The organism is Streptomyces sp. NPDC007205, assembly GCF_040634095.1.
Lineage (GTDB): Bacteria > Actinomycetota > Actinomycetes > Streptomycetales > Streptomycetaceae > Streptomyces.
On record NZ_JBEYEW010000035.1, the window covers coordinates 1 to 18652 of the forward strand.

Consider the following 18652-nt stretch of genomic DNA (forward strand, 5'->3'; position numbering starts at 1 on the left):
ATGGTACTGCAGGGGGGACCCTGTGGGAGAGTAGGACACCGCCGAACAATCTTTGGGAAAGGCCCACGCCATCAGGCGTGGGCCTTTCTGCGTTTAAGATCGCCTGCATGCGCTATGACCTTGTCATCTTCGACAACGACGGTGTCCTCGTCGACAGTGAGCCGATCTCCAATCGGCACCTGGCTGCCTATCTGACCGAGCTGGGGCACCCGACGACGTACGAGGACTCCATCCGGGACTACATGGGATCGGCCATGCACCGGATCCATGAACTGGTGCTGGAGCGGACCGGGCAGCGGCTGCCGGACGACTTCGACGACGTCTTCCACACGCGGGTGTTCGCCGCGTTCGAGCGGGAGTTGGAGCCTGTGGCCGGCGTCGCGGGCGTACTGGAGAAGCTGGCCGCGGACGGGGTGCCGTACTGCGTGGCCTCCTCCGGGAGTCATGCGCGGATCCGCGTCGGGCATCGGACGACCGGGCTCGACCGGTGGTTCGCGGAGGAACGCATCTTCAGCTCCGAGGACGTGGGGCGGGGGAAGCCGGCGCCCGATCTGTTCCTGTACGCGGCGGAGCGGATGGGCGTGGCTCCGGAACGGTGCCTGGTCATAGAGGACTCTCCGCTGGGCGTGCAGGCGGCCGTGGCGGCCGGGATGGACGTCTTCGGGTTCACCGCCATGACGCCGGCCGCGAGGCTGGCGGGGGCCGGCCAACTTTTCTCGTCCATGGGCGAGTTGGCTGACCTGCTGATATGACCTGAGCCATCGGTCCGGGCCTGACAATTGTCATGCGGACGTCCGGACGATCGTTTCTACTGGCGAACCCCCTGCGGCGGCGAAGCTGAGGGCATGACGAAGAACACGGGGACCCAGGGCCGGACCGAGCAGCCGAAGCAGAACCCGAGCGTGCTGGACAACCTCATGCCGCTGATCGTGGACGTGGCGGTGCCGCTCGGCTCGTACTACCTCCTCAAGGACGCCTTCGGGATGAGCACCTTCGCCGCGCTCGCCTGGAGCAGCGTGGTGCCGGCGGCGCGGACGGTGTGGAGCCTGGTGAGGGAGCGGAAGGCGAACGGACTCGCCGGGCTGATCCTGGCCGTCAACCTCGTCTCGCTGCTGCTGACCTTCGTCTCCGGTGACCCGCGGCTGATGCTCGCCAAGGACGGCGCGGTCAGCAGCACCGTCGCGATCGGGATCCTGCTCTCCGTGCGGCTGGGCAGGCCGATGATGACCGCGGGCCTGAAGCCCTTCCTGGTCAAGGGAGACGCGGCCAGGGAGGCCGCCTGGGCCCGGCTGACGTCCGGGGTGGCGGCCCGGTCCGCGGAGTTCCTGCGCAAGGAGCGGGCCTACTCCGTCGTCTGGGGCCTGGCGCTGCTCGCCGAGTGCGTCGCGCGGGTCGTGGGCGCCTACACCATCCCCGCGGACACCATGGTCTGGCTCGGCACGGTCTTCCTGCTCGGTGCGATCGGGATCGGCGTGGTCGTCGGCGGTGGACTGGCCATCGAGCCGATGGAGAAGATGCTCACCGCCGAGACGGAGGCGGAGCAGGCCGGTCAGCCCACCGAGGCGGCAGTCGCCGCCTGATCCACAGAGGAGTGAAGCTGAAGGAAATTCATCTTTGGCTGGATCTACCCACAGGTAGCCCGGGGCCCTACGCTCGCCGCCATGACTGATGTGCTGCGGCGCGGTAGGGCCTCGCTGGCGTTCAGCTTCTTCGCCCAGGGTGCGACCTTCGCCCTGCTGGTGACGCGCATCCCGGCCATCCAGGACCGGTACAGCATCTCCGACGCGCTGCTGCCGGCCTTCCTGGCCGCCGTACCGGTCCTCGCCGGTGTCGGCAGCGTGAGCACCGAGCAGTTGGTGAAGCGAATACGGCCCAGCCGGCTGCTGCGCTGGTCCCAGCCGCTGGTGCTGCTGGCACTGCTCGGTGCCGGGGCGGGCGGGCGGATCGCGGAACTGGCGGTGGCGCTGGGAGCGTTCGGGCTGGCCGTGGGGGCGTTGGACGCCTCCATGAACATGCTCGGGGTGAGCCTGCAGCGGTCGTACGGGCGCAGCATCATGCTCAGCTTTCACGCCGCGTACAGCCTGGGCGGGATCCTCGGTGCCTCGCTGGCATGGGTCGGGGCGCACTGGCATCTCGCGCTGTGGGTGTCGTATCTGCCGGTGGTGGCCGTGCTGCTGCCGGCGACGTTCCTGGGGAGCCGGTGGTACGTCGACGGGGACGCGCCGCCCGTGGAGGAGCGGGGCACCCGGGGCGGGGGTGTCGTCTTCAAGCTGCTGCTGCCGCTGTGTCTGGTGATGACCTTCGCCTACATCGGGGACTCGACGGTCTCCAACTGGAGCGCGAAGTATCTGAAGGACGTCCTGGGGAGTTCCGAGCAGCTGGCGACGGTGCCGTACAACGTGTACATGGTGACCACGCTGCTGGGGCGGGCCATCGGGGACTTCGGGGTGCGGCGGTTCGGGGCCGTGGCGGTCGTACGGCTGGGGACGCTGGTGGCGGCCGGTGGGTTCGCGGTGGTGGCCTCGGCGCCCGGGGCGTGGGCCGGGATGCTCGGGTTCACCCTGCTGGGTCTGGGACTGTGCGTGCTGGTGCCGCAGACGTTCGCGGCGGCGGGGCGGCTCGCTTTTGAGAGTCACGGCCCAGGGTCTTCGGATGCGGCCATCGCGCGGCTGAACATTTTCAATTACGTGGGTTTTCTGGTCGGTTCGCCGTTGGTGGGGGCGCTGGGCGATGCGTGGAGCTATCGCGGGGCCATGCTCGTGCCGATGGTGTTGGTGCTGGTGACGCTCGTGTACGCCAGGTCGTTCGCCGCTCAACCGGACCGATACGGTGGCGGGCATGAGCGGCCGCGCACAGCTGATGTGGGACGAGGCAGTAACGGGCTATGACTTCGGCCCGGACCATCCGATGGATCCGGTCCGGCTGGCACTGACCCGGAAACTGGTGGGCGCCTTCGGGCTCGACCGGGAGATGGAGGTCGTCGCGGCCAAGCCCGCCGGGGAGTCGACGTTGCGGCTGGTCCACCGGGAGGACTACATCGACGCCGTGAAGGCCGCGTCGGCCGATCCGGCGGGGGCCGACGGGTCGTACGGGCTCGGGACCCTTGATGATCCTGCGTTCGCCGGGATGCACGAGGTGTCGGCGTTGATCGCCGGGCAGTCGGTCGGGGCTGCGGAGGCGGTGTGGCGGGGGGACGCGGAGCACGCCGTGAACTTCGCGGGCGGGCTGCACCATGCGATGCCCGGGGGCGCGTCGGGGTTCTGTGTGTACAACGACGCGTCGCTGGCCATTGCCCGGTTGCTGGAGCTGGGGGCCGAGCGGGTCGCGTATGTGGACGTGGACGTGCACCACGGGGACGGGGTGCAGGCGGCGTTCTGGGAGGATCCGCGGGTTCTGACGATCTCGCTGCACGAGCATCCCCGTACGTTGTTCCCGCAGACCGGGTGGCCGGAGGAGACGGGGGCCGGGGCGGGGGAGGGGGCCGCGGTGAACGTGGCGCTGCCGGCGGGGACCGGGGACGCGGGGTGGGTGCGGGCGTTCCACGCGGTGGTGCCGGAACTGCTCGCGGAGTTCCGGCCGCAGGTGCTGGTGTCGCAGCACGGGGCGGACACGCACTTCGAGGATCCGCTCGCGCATCTTGCCGTTTCGCTGGATGCGCAGCGGACCGTGCAGGTGGCGTGCCATGAGCTGGCGCACGAGTACTCCGGGGGCAAGTGGGTCGCGCTCGGCGGGGGCGGGTACGCGGTGGTGGATGTCGTGCCGCGGTCGTGGACGCACTTGGTCGCGATCGCCGCGGGCAGGCCCGTGGCGCCGGAGACGGTGATTCCCGAGGACTGGCGGCGGGAGGTGTTCGCTCTGACCCGGCAGTTGGGGCCGCAGCGGATGACCGATGGGCGGTGGCCGGTGAGTTGGGCGTCGTGGGAGTCGGGGTACGACCCCGCTGATCGCCTGGACCAGGCCGTACGGGCCACTCGCCGGGCGGTGTTTCCGCTGCGGGGCCTTCTTCCCTGAACCGGCCGGGGCATCCGTTAGGCCAACCGTGCGCACTTCCGCCGTTCCGGCCCTCGGCCCCTCGCCCATGCGTCACCATCGCATCCGTGGTGACCAGCGGAGCTCTGCGTGCGCATCTGCTGGCTGTTCGGCTTGCCGGGGAGGTCGGGACCTCTCGGGAGGACAGTCTGCGGAGTTATCGGCTGTTCGCTGCCCGGGATCCGCGCGTGCTGATCGGGATCGATCCCGAAGGAGCCTGGGGGCAGCGGGACGTGCTGGAGCTCATGGCGGAGAGGTGCGGGGTTTCGGCCGATCCTTGGCACACTTCCGGCGCGGATGTGATCGATCCTGAGCGGACGCTGGCCGCGCTGGACGCTTTCGCGGGGCGGATCGGGGAGGCGGCCAGGCGGGGCGCGCCCGTGCTGTTCGGGACCGGGCATCCGCAGCGGCTGCTCGGGTTCTACGCCGGCTTGGCGGACGCGCTCTCGGCGGCGGGGTGTGACGTGCTCACCCCCGCGCAGGGTCGCTGTGTCGACATATTGACCCGGTTCGGTCTACGTACGCGTGCGGTGGACTACGCACGAGGTGTCGGGTTGGTGCGGGAAAGCGTCGGTGGGCGCCCCGGTTGTGAGCCGGGTGTGCACTGTCATTCGCCGCTGCCGGTTCGGGTCGCGCTCGAGGCCGCGGCGGAAGGTGGAGGGCCGTTGCCCGAGTTGGTCGTAGGGGATCACGGGTGGGTCTGCGGTGCAGGTCAGCTGGGGTTCGAGGCCATCGGTCTGGCCGACACCGACGATCCGGCGCTGTTCGTGGGGGAGGCGGAGGGGCGCGTGTCCGTCGTCGTTCCGGTTGATGACGCGGTGCCGTCTGATCACTACCGGCCGCTCACCCGCTACGTACTCAAACGAGCGTGTCTGTCACAGTAGGCCTGCGATGGGTGCACCTCTTCCCCACTTGCATCACCCGCCCCTACATTGGGGAGTGAGCACGCAACGACGAAGAGTCACCGGAAGGGGAAGCCGGTGGCCGTCGAGTGCGGAAGGTTCAGGTGTGTCATGGCTGCAGCTGGCGAGAGGCCTCTGAACGAGGTTCAGTTCCTTACCGTGGCGGAGGTCGCCTCGGTGATGCGAGTGTCGAAGATGACCGTGTACCGGCTGGTGCACAGCGGTCATCTGCCCGCGATCCGGGTGGGGCGGTCCTTCCGCGTCCCGGAACAAGCGGTACACGAGTACCTCCGTGACAGCTATGTGGGGGTGGAGACAGCCTGACGGTTTCCCCTCGATTACGACCTCGGCGCTCGGTTGGGTAGGCTAGGCCCTCGTAGGTCGTGTGGGCCCATGGCGCCCAAACAACCGAGTGATGAGAAGTGAGCGAGGGTAGTCGTGGGCTCTGTTATCAAGAAGCGGCGCAAGCGGATGGCCAAGAAGAAGCACCGCAAGCTGCTCAAGCGCACGCGCGTCCAGCGTCGCAACAAGAAGTAAGCGACGCGCGAGACGTGACAGCGTGTCTCTGTGGCCTCCCATCAGCACTGGTGGGGGGCCACAGGCGTTTCCTGGAGCCCCGGAAGTTCCGATGAGTGAATTTCCGTCACTTGGTGCATCGGGCGGTCATCACAGCGCAACATCGACCCGCTAGGTTGACCGTACGCATCACGTACGAGGGAAGGCGCTGATCTTGGGGAAGGTCGTGCTCGTCACCGGAGTGGCCCGCCAACTGGGCGGTCGCTTCGTACGGCGGATCCAGCGGGATCCCGAGGTCGACCGGGTGATCGCCGTGGACGCGGTGCCGCCGGCGCACCATCTGGGCGGGGCGGACTTCATCCAGGCCGACATCCGGCAGCCGACGATCGCCCGGGTGCTCGCCGAGACGGGCGCGGACACGGTCGTCCACATGGATGTGACGGGCACGGCGCTGGGCAGCGGCAGCCGGGCCACGGTCAAGGAGACCAACGTCATCGGCACCATGCAGCTGCTCGGCGCCTGCCAGAAGTCGCCGACCGTGAAGCGGCTGGTGATCAAGTCCAGCACGAACGTGTACGGGTCGGCGCCGCGTGATCCGGCCGTGTTCACCGAGACGACCCCGCCGAAGTCGCTGCCCAGCGGCGGTTTCGCGAAGGACGCGGTCGAGGTCGAGGGGTATGTGCGCGGGTTCGCCCGGCGGCGGCCGGACGTCGCCGTGTGCGTGCTGCGGTTCGCCAACATCCTCGGGCCGGCCGCGGACACCCCGCTCGCCTCCTACTTCGCACTGCCCGTCCTGCCGACCGTGTTCGGCTACGACCCGCGGCTGCAGTTCGTGCACGAGGACGACGTCATCGAGGTGCTGCGGATCGCCTCGCACGAGCCGCGCCGGGGCACCCTCAACAGCGGCACCTTCAACATCGCCGGGGACGGCGTGCTGCTGCTGTCGCAGTGCTCCCGGCGGCTCGGGCGGCCGACCGTGCCGCTGCTGCTGCCCGCGGTCACCTGGGCGGGCTCGCTGGTGCGTACGCTCGGTATGACGGACTTCTCGCCGGAGCAGATCCGGCTGCTCACCCACGGGCGGGTGGTGGACACGGTCCAGATGCGCGAGACGCTGGGGTTCACGCCCAGGTACACGACGGCGGAGACGTTCGCGGACTTCGCCCGCGGCCAGGGGCCCGGGCTGGTCCCGCCGGAGGCCCTCGCGGGGGCCGTCGACCGGATCGCCGCGCTGGCCGCGAGGGGCGGCGGCCGGCTCACCACGCACAGCGCCAACTGAGGAGCGGCAACGATGGCGGACGCCAAGGTCATTCCGTTCGACGACGACCGGTCCCGTGGGAGCGCCGTGCAGCGCCCGGCGCGGCGCCGCGGCGCGGGCGGCCGGCGCGGCACCCTCGGCGAGGCCGGGGCCGGAGCCGGGGAGATGGGTGAGGTCCAGCCTCTGCCGGGCCGGGCCCGGGCGCAGGAAGACGGGCCTGTGAGCCGTGCGCAGGAGCCGCTGGAGCCGTCGGGCGCCGGAGGGCGGGACGGCGGCCTGGAACGGCGTGTGGCGGCCGGACTGGCCTTTCTGCGGCGCCGGCTGACCGGGGACTACGACGTCGACGACTTCGGTTACGACGGGGAGCTCACCGACCAGGTCCTGATGTCGCTGCTGCGGCCGGTGTACGAGAAGTACTTCCGGGTCGAGGTGAAGGGCATCGAGAACATCCCGGCGAAGGGCGGGGCGCTGATCGTCGCCAACCACTCCGGGACGCTGCCGCTGGACGGGCTGATGATGCAGGTCGCCGTGCACGACCACCATCCGGCCGACCGCCATCTGCGGCTGCTGGCGGCCGACCTGGTGTTCGTGCTGCCGGTGGTCAACGAGCTGGCCCGCAAGCTGGGGCACACCCTGGCGTGCGCGGAGGACGCGGAGCGGCTGCTGGCGCAGGGCGAGCTGGTCGGGGTGATGCCGGAGGGCTTCAAGGGCATCGGGAAACCTTTCAGCGAGCGGTACAAGCTGCAGCGCTTCGGCCGCGGCGGCTTTGTGTCGACCGCGCTGCGCCAGGGCGCGCCGATCATCCCCTGCTCGATCGTCGGGGCGGAGGAGATCTACCCGATGATCGGCAACGCGAAGACGCTGGCGCGGCTGCTGGGCTTCCCGTACTTCCCGCTGACGCCGACGTTTCCCTGGCTGGGCCCGCTCGGGGCGATTCCGTTGCCGACGAAGTGGACCATTCAGTTCGGCGAGCCGATTCCGACGGACGGGTATCCGCCGGAGGCGGCCGAGGATCCGATGCTGATGTTCAACCTGACCGACCAGGTACGGGAGCAGATCCAGCACACGCTGTACAAGCTGCTGGTGCAGCGGCGGTCGGTGTTCTTCTGAGTCGTGCGGGGGGCGGGGCCGGCGGACGGAGTCCGGCGCAGCCGTGCGAAGCCCGCGGAGCGGTGCGAGGGCGGCAATGTGAATGGGTCGCTGGCGCGGCTGCTGGGCTTCCCGTACTTTCCGCTGACGCCGACGTTTCCCTGGCTGGGGCCGCTCGGGGCGATTCCGTTGCCGACGAAGTGGACCATTCAGTTCGGCGAGCCGATTCCGACGGACGGGTATCCGCCGGAGGCGGCCGAGGATCCGATGCTGATGTTCAACCTGACCGACCAGGTACGGGAGCAGATCCAGCACACGCTGTACAAGCTGCTGGTGCAGCGGCGGTCGGTGTTCTTCTGACGGTCTTGTGACGTTGGTCCCGGTACGACAACGGGGGCACCCTGCTCGGGGAGGGCGCCCCCATCGTCGTAGCCGTGTCGGGGCTAGTGCGTTTCCTCGCCCTCGATGCCCAGGCCGGGCAGGAGGCCCGGGAGGAGCGGGGGAAGGGTGACGTCCGGGGCGGTCGTCGGGAGTTTGCTGGTGGACGGTGCGCTGCTGCCCGGGCCGAGCTTCGGTGGTTCCAGCAGGCCGCCCGTGTTGCCGCCGATGAGGCCCTCGCCGCCGTTTCCGGTGACCGAGCCGCTCGTGGGCTTGGTGCTCGCGTGCTTGCCGGAGGACGGGGTGTGGCTGGAGGAACTGGGCGGGGCCGACCGGTGACCGCCGGAGGAACCGGTGGATGCTGAGCCGGAGCCCTGCCGCTTGCCGTCGCCGCTCGGGGAGGGCGACTGCGGGAGCAGGGACTGCAGCGGGGCGACTTCTTGGTCTATGGCGTCGAACACCGACGACACCTGCTCTTTGACGTCACCGAGCTGCACGGGCAGCTTGTCGCTGAGCGCGCTCCAGGCCTCGCGGTGCGAGCGGGAGAACGCGGAGAGGGCCTGGATCGGCCCGAGCGAGCCGGGGTCGGCCTCGTATGCCTCGTGGAGCAGGCGGTGGCCCTCCGTCACATCGTGCTGCATGCCGGAGAGCGTGCGGCGGATCTCGCCGATGGACTCGTGGTCGAGCTGGCCCCCGCGGCCGCGCTCCATCAGCCGGCGGGCTTCGCTGAGCCGGGTGGAGGCCTGGTCGAGGTAGGTCTGACCACGCTGGTCGTCGCCGTCGGCCAGGTAGTTGAGCTTGAAGTCCTCGATGCCGCGTTTGAGGCCGTACAGCGAGTCGCCGGGCAGGGCGTCGGAGCTCGCGGCGGCGACCCCGCCGAAGGCCCCGGCGGCCACGCCGACGCTGAGCCCGCCCGCGGCGAGCCCCTTGGTCAGCCGGGAACGCGGGCGCAGTTTGCCCAGAGGGCTCGCCCGGTGCGCGCCTTTCTGTCTGGGTACCGACGCGTCCACCGCCCCGGTGCCCTCCTGGAGCATGGCCTCCATCGCGGCCACCAGCTGGGCGCGCTGCACGACCTTGACCTCGGGGTCGAGCTGCGGCCTGGGCAGTGCGCCGAGCCCCGCGGCGAGGGCCAGCAGCTCGCCCTGCTCGCTCTGTTCCTCGGCGGTCGGCGGGCATCCCGCCGGGCTTACGGACTGCTCGGCCGCCGTGTCCCGGTCGGACTGCTCCTCCAGGGCCTGGGCGAAGGCGCTCGCCCGCCGGTGGGCCGATACGTTCGCGATCACTGGCGGCACCTCCTCTCGTCATGACGGTCGACTCCCCAGGGGGTCCTGAGGGTTGCACGTCACGACCACTTCCACACGATCGAGTGATCAGGGTCGGCCAAGACGTGACCACAGGGAGCCTGTATCCCGCACAACGACTGGCGCGGCACTTGGGTTACGGACGGCGGATGACCGGATCGGAAAGGCAACCGTCTTTCACGGAACGTGAGTTGGGCGTCGCGGTGGGTGTCGGGGTGCGGGCGGCGGCTCAGCGCACGTCGTCCGGCAGAAGCCGGGCCAGGGTGCGTACGGCGCGGTACTGGAGGGTCTTGATGGCGCCCTCGTTCTTGCCCATGACGCGGGCGGTCTCGGCGACGGAGAGGCCCTGCAGGAAGCGGAGCGTCACGCACTCCTGCTGCTGCGGGTTCAGCCGGCGTACGGCGTCGAGCAGCGCGGCGTTCGACAGGGACTCCAGGACGGAGTCCTCCGGGGAGCGCTCGACCTCGTTGGCGTCGAGCATCTCGCCGGTGGTGACCTCCAGCCGGAAGCGGCTGGACTTGAAGTGGTCGGCGACGAGGTTCCGGGCGATCGTCACCAGCCAGGCGCCGAAGTCCCGGCCCTGCCAGGTGAAGGTGCCGATCCTTCTGAGGGCCCGCAGAAAGGTCTCGCTGGTGAGGTCCTCGGCGGTGGCCCGGCCGCCGACGCGGTAGTAGATGTACCGGTACACCGTGTCGCTGTACTGGTCGTACAGCCGGCCGAAGGCCTCGGCCTCGCCCGCCTGCGCGCGCTCGACCAGGTCCATCATCCGGGCGCTGTCGCTGTCGGCGGCCGGGCGGCGGGCGGTGGTGGCGGCGCCGGCGGAGCGCCCTCGTCTGCCGACCGCGGCGCCGCCGTCGGCCAGTGCGTAGCACGGGCCGACGGGCGCGGCGGCGGCGAAGGCGGGGACGGCGTACGCGGTGGGGACGAGGCCGCGCAGCGTCTCTTTGACCGTTGAGACTGTTGCGCGCAGCGTAGCCAGGCCCGAGGCGTCAACCCCGACGTGTGGGTACACGGGACTCCCAGAGGCAGAGCTTCCATCACGTGCAGTGCGGGACCTTTCACCCGTCGTAGCGACGGAGGGGTACCGGTTTGCGTCTGAGGAGAATAACGCTTCGTGCAGGCACTGCTACACCGAGTTGCTCAAATCATCGATTGCGTCGCTTCTGTTATCGATTGACGTCGCATCAAGTGCCGTAGATTGACCGCTTGTTGATCGAAAAGCGGCCTGTTTCGGCAAGGTACGGGGCGTGTTGAAATGGCCGCGGCATAATCCGTGCGGCGCGGAGGCGCGATGGACGCGGGGACACTGCAGCGCCCCCGTGTCCGTGTCCGCCGGCCGTGAGCTATCGGCGTCGGCGGCTCAGGGCGATGGCCGCCGCGGTGCCACCGGCGACCGCGCCGACCCCGGCCGCCGCCGGGATGCCCACCTTCGCCGCCTTGCGCCCCGTGCGGTAGTCCCGCAGGCGCCAGTCCATCGCGCGGGCGTGTCTGCGCAGCTTGGCGTCGGGGTTGATGGCGTAGGGGTGGCCGACCAGGGACAGCATCGGGATGTCGTTGTGGCTGTCGCTGTAGGCCGCGCAGCGGGAGAGGTCCAGGCCCTCCGCCGCGGCCAGGGCGCGCACCGCCTCCGCCTTCGCGGGGCCGTGCAGGGGTTCACCGACCAGCTTGCCGGTGTAGACGCCGTCCACCGACTCGGCCACCGTGCCGAGGGCGCCCGTGAGGCCCAGACGGCGGGCGATCACCTGGGCGATCTCCACCGGCGCCGCCGTGACGAGCCACACCTTCTGGCCGGCGTCCAGGTGGGCCTGGGCCAGGGCGCGGGTGCCGGGCCAGATGCGGTCGGCCATGTACTCGTCGTAGATCTCCTCGCCGATCGACGCGAGTTCGGCGACGCGGTGGCCCTTGACGATCGACAGCGCCGAGTCCCGGGCGTCCTGCATGTGCTCGGGGTCCTCCACGCCGGCCAGCCGGAACCACGCCTGCTGCCAGGCGAACCTGGCCAGGTCACGGGTCTCGAAGAACTTCCGCTTGTACAGGCCCCGGCCGAAGTGGAACAGCGCGGCGCCCTGCATGACGGTGTTGTCGAGGTCGAAGAAGGCAGCCGCCTTGTCGTCGCCGATCACCGGGAACTCCGGTTCCTCCTCGGCGACCTGCGGAGCTTCCTGCGCTTCCTGGGAGGACTTGCGGGCAGCCTCCGCCGAGGCCTCGCCTGCCAACACGCTGCGCGCCGTGGCGGAGCGCCTACGAGGAGTGAGCCATCCGAGAGCGGCCATGTCGTGAGCATAGCCAGTTTGTTCGGTGCTTCCGTCGGACGAGAGGTTGGAAGCGTGTGAACTCTCCTCGACCGGGCCGTTGAGCAGGCGCGGGAGAATGGCCGGTATGAGTCCCCTTTTCCGGCGCAAGGCCGACCCCCGCGAGCGGCTCGTCACGCTGATCCGCAAGCCCGGCTGTCATCTGTGCGACGACGCCGAGCTCGTCGTCGACAAGGTCTGCGGCGAACTCGGCGTGTCCTGGGAGCAGAAGGACATCACCGAGGACCGCGCGCTGTACGACCGGTACTGGGAGCAGATCCCGGTCGTACTGATCGACGGCGAACAGCACACCTTCTGGCGCGTGAACGAGGAGCGACTGCGCCGGGCACTGACCGACTAGTACAAACTGGTCCGGAAAGTCGCTTAGGATCAATGGCGGTTCGATCTCGGGGGCGGGATTCGTGAGGAGAGTGTGCGGTTTTGCCCCCAGTAACGAAGGGACGTCGGTGCGTATGTGCCGGTTCCCGACAAGGGCGCCCCGGTTGCGTGACCCCGGTCACTTCTGCCGGGCAAATCGGACACCATCTTTGTGCACGCGTTCACAAAGACATAGCCTGCTGTCGACGGGGCGGTCTGGGGACGTATGACCGCCCGCAGCCCCGCTCTACCCGCAGGAGCACCGTGGCAACTGGCCGAACACACCGACCGGCGACCCGTAGCCGAGGGATTCCCGAGGCCACCGTCGCCAGGCTTCCGCTGTACCTCCGAGCCCTGACCGCACTGTCGGAGCGCTCGGTGCCCACGGTCTCCTCCGAGGAGCTGGCCGCGGCGGCGGGGGTCAACTCCGCCAAGCTGCGCAAGGACTTCTCGTACCTGGGCTCCTACGGAACGCGCGGTGTCGGCTACGACGTGGAGTATCTCGTCTACCAGATCTCCCGTGAACTCGGCCTGACCCAGGACTGGCCGGTTGTCATCGTCGGTATCGGTAACCTCGGCGCCGCCCTGGCCAACTACGGCGGGTTCGCCTCCCGTGGTTTCCGGGTCGCGGCCCTCATCGACGCCGATCCCGCAATGGCCGGAAAGCCGGTCGCGGGCATCCCCGTCCAGCACACGGACGACCTAGAGAAGATCATCAAGGACAACGGCGTCTCGATCGGCGTGATCGCGACCCCCGCCGGTGCCGCCCAGCAGGTCTGCGACCGGCTCGTGGCCGCCGGGGTCACCTCCATCCTGAACTTCGCGCCGACCGTGCTGTCCGTCCCGGACGGCGTCGACGTGCGCAAGGTCGACCTCTCGATCGAACTCCAGATCCTCGCCTTCCACGAGCAGCGCAAGGCCGGCGAGGAGACCGCCGCGGGCGACGGCGCGCTGCCCGCCACCGCTCCCCGCGGCATGGCCGCCGACGCTTCCGCCGACCAGGGGCCCGACGGGGACGTACCCGCCGTGATGCCGGCATGAGTCTCCTCGTCGTCGGGCTGAGCCACCGCAGCGCGCCGGTCAGCGTGCTGGAGCGGGCCGCGCTGAGCGCGGACGCCCAGTCGAAGCTGCTGCAGGACACGGTCGCCGCCGAGCCGGCCACCGAGGCCGCGGTGCTCGCCACCTGCAACCGCATCGAGCTGTACGCCGACGTGGACAAGTTCCACGCCGGTGTCGCCGAACTGTCCACGCTGCTCGCCCAGCACAGCGATGTCGGCCTGGAGGAACTGACCCCTTATCTCTACGTCCACTACGAGGACCGGGCCGTCCACCACCTGTTCTCGGTGGCCTGCGGCCTGGACTCGATGGTCGTCGGCGAGGGGCAGATCCTCGGGCAGATCAAGGACGCGCTGGCGAGGGCTCAGGAGCTGCACACCGCCGGACGGCTGCTGAACGACCTGTTCCAGCAGGCCCTGCGGGTGGGCAAGCGCGCCCACTCCGAGACCGGCATCGACCGCGCCGGCCAGTCCCTGGTCACCTTCGGCCTGGAGCAGCTGGCCGTCGCCGCCCCGGTGCCCGCGTGGGCCGAGGGCAAGAAGGCGCTGGTCATCGGCGCCGGGTCGATGTCCTCGCTGGCCGCGGCCACCCTCGCGCGGGCCGGGGTCGCCGAGGTCGTCGTCGCCAACCGCACCTTCGAGCGCGCCGAGCGCCTCGCACAGATCCTCACCGAGACCGAGGACAACGCGGTGACGGCCCGCGCGGTGCCGATGGATGCCATACCGGGCGAGCTGACACGTGCCGACGTCATCGTCTCCTGTACCGGGGCGACGGGCCTGGTGCTCACGGCGGAGGCGGTCGCCCAGGCGGTCGAGGGCCGCACGGGCCGGCCGGTCGCCGACGCCGGTCCTACGGCCGTAAAGCCCGAGAGGGCCGAGAGGTCCGCCGCTTCGCTGCCGCCCGCCGGTGTCGGCGCCGACGAGAACTGCCCGCTGGACCTGGCCGCCGTACAGCCCGGCTTCTCCGTCATGGGTGAGGCAGCCGTCGCCGGCATGGACGCGGCCACCCTGGAGCAGCACGCGGCCTGGGCGGCGGGCGGCACCGTGGACCGCCGCGACCGGCGCACACCCGAGACGGACGCCGAGCTGATCACCGCGCTCGCCGCGACCGTCGCGACGGTGGGCCGGATCCCCGAGCGGCGCAGGCCTGAGCCGGTCGCCGAGCGTCCGGCGCCCTCCCTCTTCCTCCTCGACCTGGCCATGCCCCGCGACATCGACGCGGCCGTGCACCGGCTGGCCGGGGTACGGCTGGTCGACATCGAGTCGCTGGCGGAAGCTTCCGCCGACGCGCCGATGGCGGCCGATGTGGACCTGGTCCGGCGTATCGTCTCCGACGAGGTCGCGGCCTTCGGCGCGGCACAGCGGGCGGCGCACATCACGCCGACCGTGGTCGCGCTGCGCACCATGGCCGCCGACGTCGTCGCCAGTGAGATCGCGCGGCTCGACGGCCGCCTGCCCGACCTGGACGAACGCCAGCGCGGCGAGATCCGCCAAGCGGTGCACCGGGTCGTCGACAAGCTGCTGCACGCGCCGACCGTACGGGTCAAGCAGCTCGCGGCCGAGCCCGGCGGCGCCGGGTACGCGGACGCGCTGCGCACCCTGTTCGACCTCGACCCCGAGACGGTCGCCTCCGTCTCCCGGGCCGGGGACAGCACAGAAAAGAAGGACCGACCGGCATGAGTGACAAGGCTTTGAGACTGGGGACGAGGCGGAGCAAGCTCGCCATGGCCCAGTCCGGGCAGGTGGCGGAGGCCGTCCGCCAGGTGACCGGACGGCCCGTCGAGCTGGTCGAGATCACCACGTACGGCGATGTCTCCCGCGAGGCGCTCGCGCAGATCGGCGGCACCGGCGTGTTCGTCACGGCGCTGCGCGACGCGCTGCTCAGGGGCGAGGTCGACTTCGCGGTTCATTCGCTCAAGGACCTGCCCACCGCGCAGCCCGATGAGCTGGTCCTGGCCGCCGTACCGGTGCGCGAGGACCCCCGGGACGTGATCGTCGCCCGGGACGCGCTGAAGTTCACGGACCTGCCGCGGGGTGCCCGCATCGGCACCGGTTCGCCGCGCCGCATGGCGCAGCTGAACGCGTATGCCCGCGCCCACGGCCTGGACATGGAGACGGTCCCGATACGCGGCAACGTCGACACCCGCATCCGGTACGTCCGGGACGGCGAACTCGACGCGGTCGTGCTGGCCGCCGCCGGACTGAACCGGATCGGCCGGATCGACGAGGTGACCGACTTCCTGTCGGTCGACACGGTTTTGCCCGCCCCCGGCCAGGGGGCCCTGGCGATCGAGTGTGCCGCGGACCACGCGGACCTGATCGCGGCGCTCGGCGAGCTCGACGACCCGTTCACACGGGCCGCCGTGACCGCCGAACGGTCACTGCTCGCCGCCCTGGAGGCCGGCTGCAGCGCCCCTGTGGGCGCGCTGGCCGACCTTTTGGCCGACGGGCAGTTTGTCAAGGAAATGCGCCTGCGCGGCGTCGTCGGCACGACCGACGGCACCCGCATGGTGCAGCTGTCCACCACCGGTCCCGTGCCCCAGACGCACGACCAGGCGCTGGCACTCGGTCGCGAACTCGCCACCGAGATGCTCGCCCAGGGCGCGGCCGGTCTGATGGGGGAGCGAGCACATTGAGCCCCACCGCCCTTCCTGCCGCCGGTCCTGAACACGGGCACGTCACCTTCCTCGGTGCCGGACCCGGAGATCCGGGACTGCTGACTCTGCGCGCCGTGGAGGCGCTGTCGAACGCGGACGTCCTGGTCGCCGAGCACGAGGTGCTCGACGTGATCCGGACGCACGCCCGACAGGGCGTCTCCGTCGTGCCGACGGACAGCGACTCCTCCTCGGTGTCGCCGCCGGGCACGGGCACGCCCCAGCTGACGGTCGTTGACGGCACGTCAACACCCGCCGCTGTCCCGGGTGCTGCCCGGGATGCCGCTCATCTTGTCATGGAGGCCGCGCGGGGCGGCAGGCGGGTCGTCCGTGCGGTGTCCGGGGACCCGGGACTTGATACGTACGCGGCCGAGGAAATGCTCGCCTGCGCCGCCGCCGGAGTGCCCTTCGAGGTCGTACCGGGCGTGGCGGCGGCGGTCGGTGTGCCCGCGTACGCCGGTGTGCCGCTGCGCGACGCCGGGGGCGCGGACGTCCGGTTCGTGGACGCCCGTACGGCCTCGGACCGGTGCTGGACGGAGGTCGGCGCCTCGGACGGGACGGTCGTCGTCTCCACGACCCTGGACTCGGTCGCCGCCGCGGCGGGTGAGCTGGTGACGGCGGGCCGCAAGCCGGACACCCCCCTGACGGTGACGATCGCCGGTACGACGACCCGCCAGCGCACCTGGACGGCGACGCTCGGCACGATCGCGCAGACCCTGAAGCAGGCGAAGGTGCTGCCGTCCCCCGACGGCGGCCGGCCGGTCATAGCCGTGGTCGGCGAGCTTTCTGCCGCCGCCCGGCGCGACCAGCTGTCGTGGTTCGAGTCCAAGCCGCTGTTCGGCTGGAAGGTGCTGGTGCCGCGCACCAAGGAGCAGGCGGCGTCGCTCTCCGACCAGCTGCGGTCCTACGGCGCGGTGCCGCACGAGGTCCCGACGATCGCGGTCGAACCGCCGCGCACGCCCCAGCAGATGGAACGTGCCGTCAAGGGCCTGGTCACCGGCCGCTACGAGTGGATCGCCTTCACGTCGGTCAACGCGGTGAAGGCGGTACGGGAGAAGTTCGAGGAGTACGGCCTTGACGCGCGTGCCTTCGCGGGCATCAAGGTGGCCGCGGTGGGCGAGCAGACGGCCAAGGCGCTGGTCGCCTTCGGCGTGAAGCCGGACCTGGTGCCGAGCGGGGAGCAGTCGGCTGCCGGCCTGCTGGAGGACTGGCCGCCGTACGACCCGGTGTTCGACCCGATCGACCGTGTCTTCCTGCCCCGCGCCGACATCGCCACGGAGACCCTGGTCGCCGGTCTGATCGAGCTGGGCTGGGAGGTCGACGACGTCACGGCCTACCGGACCGTGCGGGCGTCGCCGCCGCCGGCGGAGACCCGTGAGGCCATCAAGGGCGGCGGCTTCGACGCGGTCCTCTTCACGTCGTCGTCCACGGTCCGCAACCTGGTCGGCATCGCGGGCAAGCCGCACAACGTGACGGTGATCGCCTGCATCGGCCCGGCCACGGCGAAGACGGCCGAGGAACACGGCCTGCGGGTCGACGTCATGGCCCCGGAGCCGTCGGTGCACAAGCTGGCGGAGGCGCTGGCGGACTTCGGCATGAAGCGGCGGGCTGCGGCCTTGGAGGCCGGGGACCCGGTGACTCGGCCCAGCGAGCGGCGGCCGGGGGCGCGGCGGCGCCGGTCGACCACGTGAGGTACGGCGGAGTGCTCCTGCGGGGGCACTCCGCCGCCGTCGCTTCCGGAGCCCGTCAGTGCTCTGAGGCGTACGGCAGGAAGGTCGCCCAGGCGGTGGGGGTGAGGGCGAGGCGGGGGCCGGTGGGGTTCTTGGAGTCGCGGACGAGGACGTGGGTCTCGTCGGGGGTGGCCACCTCGACGCAGTCAGGGCCGCTGGACGTGCTGTAGCTGCTCTTTATCCACTCCAGCTTCATGTCTCTCCAAGCACTTTCTCGATGAGGGCCATCGACTCCCGTGGGCTGAGAGCCTGTGCCCGGATGATTCCATACTGGATGTCGAGGAGTTGCACCTCTTTCGGCTCGGCGATCACCCGACTGATGTGCACCACCTCGATGTGGCCGACCGTGGTGCCGTCCTTGAGCCTGAGGAACCTGAACGATCCGTCGAGCCCCGAGTTCTCCTCACGGTCCAGCGGGAGTACCTGGAGGTCGATGTTGCAGAACTCGGCTACCTGGCGCAGTCGTTCGAGTTGACCACGCATGACCATCTTGCCCCCGGTGGGCCGCCGCAGCGTCGACTCGCACTGGACAAAACTGAAGACGGGCCGAGCCGTCGTGTCGTCGATGATCTCCTGACGTGCCACGCGGGCTGCGAGCCGTTGCTCCAACTCATCTGCGGTGAAGGGCGGCCGACGAGCAATGGACACAGCTCGTGCGTACTCCCTGGTCTGCAGCAAACCATGGACGACAGAGTTGTTGTACGCACACAGCTCGACCGCATCCGCCTCCAGTTTCTTCAGGTCTCGGACCTTCTTCGGGTACCGGACTTCCGCCAAGTCCTTCTTCATCGCCGCGACCCGGCCGCCCGCCCCCAGCGCCTCGTCCGCCGCGTCCAGGTACTCCGGCCGGGGAATCCGCCGCCCGCGCTCCACCGAGGAGACCTGCTCCTCCCCGTACCCGATGGCCGCGCCGAACTCCGCCTGGGTGAGATCCGCCGCCTCCCGCCACAGCTTCAATTGCCGTACGACGGTGCGCATCACGGCACCGGTCTCGTCGTCCAGCCCCGCATCCCAGTCGCTCACGTAAGCCGTCCTCCCCTCACCAGACACCCCGTACGGCCCGGACGGAACCGG

19 protein-coding genes and 1 pseudogene are annotated in these 18652 nt (G+C 70.3%); 15 read left to right on the forward strand and 5 right to left on the reverse strand.

The window, feature by feature from the left end:
* Nucleotides 1-107: 107 nt before the first annotated feature.
* The 10 genes and pseudogenes from ABZ624_RS34750 to ABZ624_RS34795 form a co-directional block, all read left to right on the forward strand.
* Nucleotides 108-752: an HAD family hydrolase gene (locus ABZ624_RS34750; RefSeq protein WP_360098232.1), complete on the forward strand. Its 645-nt coding sequence runs from the start codon at nt 108-110 to the stop codon at nt 750-752.
* 93 nt (nt 753-845) lie between these two features.
* Nucleotides 846-1580 carry a VC0807 family protein gene (locus ABZ624_RS34755; protein ID WP_360098234.1) on the forward strand — a complete coding sequence of 245 codons (735 nt, stop codon included), beginning with the start codon at nt 846-848 and terminating at the stop codon, nt 1578-1580.
* Nucleotides 1581-1661: 81 nt separating this feature from the next.
* Nucleotides 1662-2888: an MFS transporter gene (locus ABZ624_RS34760; protein ID WP_360098236.1), complete on the forward strand. Its 1227-nt coding sequence runs from the start codon at nt 1662-1664 to the stop codon at nt 2886-2888.
* Nucleotides 2839-4011 carry an acetoin utilization protein AcuC gene (locus ABZ624_RS34765; protein WP_360098238.1) on the forward strand — a complete coding sequence of 391 codons (1173 nt, stop codon included), beginning with the start codon at nt 2839-2841 and terminating at the stop codon, nt 4009-4011. Before ABZ624_RS34760 ends, ABZ624_RS34765 begins: the two co-directional genes overlap by 50 nt.
* A gap of 86 nt (nt 4012-4097) precedes the next feature.
* Nucleotides 4098-4913, forward strand: coding sequence for a phosphatase (locus ABZ624_RS34770; RefSeq protein WP_360098240.1), 816 nt, complete (start codon nt 4098-4100; stop codon nt 4911-4913).
* Between the two features lie 129 nt (nt 4914-5042).
* Entirely contained in the window at nt 5043-5255 is a 213-nt protein-coding gene (locus ABZ624_RS34775; protein ID WP_121791081.1) for a helix-turn-helix domain-containing protein, read from the forward strand.
* A 114-nt stretch (nt 5256-5369) separates the two neighbouring features.
* A complete protein-coding gene (locus ABZ624_RS34780; protein WP_003948845.1) occupies nt 5370-5468 on the forward strand; it encodes an AURKAIP1/COX24 domain-containing protein in 99 nt (32 codons plus the stop codon).
* Nucleotides 5469-5661: 193 nt separating this feature from the next.
* Nucleotides 5662-6723, forward strand: coding sequence for an NAD-dependent epimerase/dehydratase family protein (locus ABZ624_RS34785; protein ID WP_360098242.1), 1062 nt, complete (start codon nt 5662-5664; stop codon nt 6721-6723).
* A 12-nt stretch (nt 6724-6735) separates the two neighbouring features.
* Nucleotides 6736-7812, forward strand: a complete 1077-nt coding sequence (locus ABZ624_RS34790; protein WP_360098244.1) for a lysophospholipid acyltransferase family protein — start codon at nt 6736-6738, stop codon at nt 7810-7812.
* 87 nt (nt 7813-7899) lie between these two features.
* Nucleotides 7900-8151 (forward strand): annotated as a pseudogene (locus ABZ624_RS34795) (glycerol acyltransferase); the annotation flags it as partial.
* Between the two features lie 83 nt (nt 8152-8234).
* Here ABZ624_RS34795 and ABZ624_RS34800 read toward each other — a convergent pair.
* From ABZ624_RS34800 to ABZ624_RS34810, 3 genes are all read right to left on the reverse strand, one after another.
* Nucleotides 8235-9452: a DUF5667 domain-containing protein gene (locus ABZ624_RS34800; RefSeq protein WP_360098246.1), complete on the reverse strand. Its 1218-nt coding sequence runs from the start codon at nt 9450-9452 to the stop codon at nt 8235-8237.
* A 247-nt stretch (nt 9453-9699) separates the two neighbouring features.
* Complete coding sequence (locus ABZ624_RS34805; RefSeq protein ID WP_360098248.1) at nt 9700-10482, reverse strand: ECF subfamily RNA polymerase sigma factor, BldN family; 783 nt, start codon at nt 10480-10482, stop codon at nt 9700-9702.
* Between the two features lie 331 nt (nt 10483-10813).
* Nucleotides 10814-11743, reverse strand: a complete 930-nt coding sequence (locus tag ABZ624_RS34810; protein WP_360098250.1) for an HAD-IB family hydrolase — start codon at nt 11741-11743, stop codon at nt 10814-10816.
* A 97-nt stretch (nt 11744-11840) separates the two neighbouring features.
* On the opposite strand from ABZ624_RS34810, the gene ABZ624_RS34815 reads away from it, so the two are divergent.
* From ABZ624_RS34815 to ABZ624_RS34835, 5 genes are all read left to right on the forward strand, one after another.
* On the forward strand, nt 11841-12122 hold the full coding sequence (locus ABZ624_RS34815; RefSeq protein WP_360098252.1) for a glutaredoxin family protein: 282 nt from the start codon (nt 11841-11843) through the stop codon (nt 12120-12122).
* A gap of 281 nt (nt 12123-12403) precedes the next feature.
* Nucleotides 12404-13180, forward strand: a complete 777-nt coding sequence (locus tag ABZ624_RS34820; protein ID WP_360098254.1) for a redox-sensing transcriptional repressor Rex — start codon at nt 12404-12406, stop codon at nt 13178-13180.
* A complete protein-coding gene (locus ABZ624_RS34825) occupies nt 13177-14874 on the forward strand; it encodes a glutamyl-tRNA reductase (protein WP_360098256.1) in 1698 nt (565 codons plus the stop codon). The genes ABZ624_RS34820 and ABZ624_RS34825 overlap by 4 nt, the downstream gene beginning before the upstream one ends.
* A complete protein-coding gene (gene hemC / locus ABZ624_RS34830; RefSeq protein WP_360098258.1) occupies nt 14871-15830 on the forward strand; it encodes a hydroxymethylbilane synthase in 960 nt (319 codons plus the stop codon). The genes ABZ624_RS34825 and hemC overlap by 4 nt, the downstream gene beginning before the upstream one ends.
* Complete coding sequence (locus ABZ624_RS34835) at nt 15827-17539, forward strand: bifunctional uroporphyrinogen-III C-methyltransferase/uroporphyrinogen-III synthase (protein ID WP_360098260.1); 1713 nt, start codon at nt 15827-15829, stop codon at nt 17537-17539. The genes hemC and ABZ624_RS34835 overlap by 4 nt, the downstream gene beginning before the upstream one ends.
* 55 nt (nt 17540-17594) lie before the next feature.
* On the opposite strand, the gene ABZ624_RS34840 is transcribed toward ABZ624_RS34835, so the two are convergent.
* Both ABZ624_RS34840 and ABZ624_RS34845 read right to left on the reverse strand, forming a co-directional pair.
* Nucleotides 17595-17774: a DUF397 domain-containing protein gene (locus ABZ624_RS34840; RefSeq protein WP_360098262.1), complete on the reverse strand. Its 180-nt coding sequence runs from the start codon at nt 17772-17774 to the stop codon at nt 17595-17597.
* Nucleotides 17771-18601, reverse strand: coding sequence for a helix-turn-helix transcriptional regulator (locus tag ABZ624_RS34845; protein ID WP_360098264.1), 831 nt, complete (start codon nt 18599-18601; stop codon nt 17771-17773). Before ABZ624_RS34845 ends, ABZ624_RS34840 begins: the two co-directional genes overlap by 4 nt.
* Nucleotides 18602-18652 lie beyond the last annotated feature (51 nt).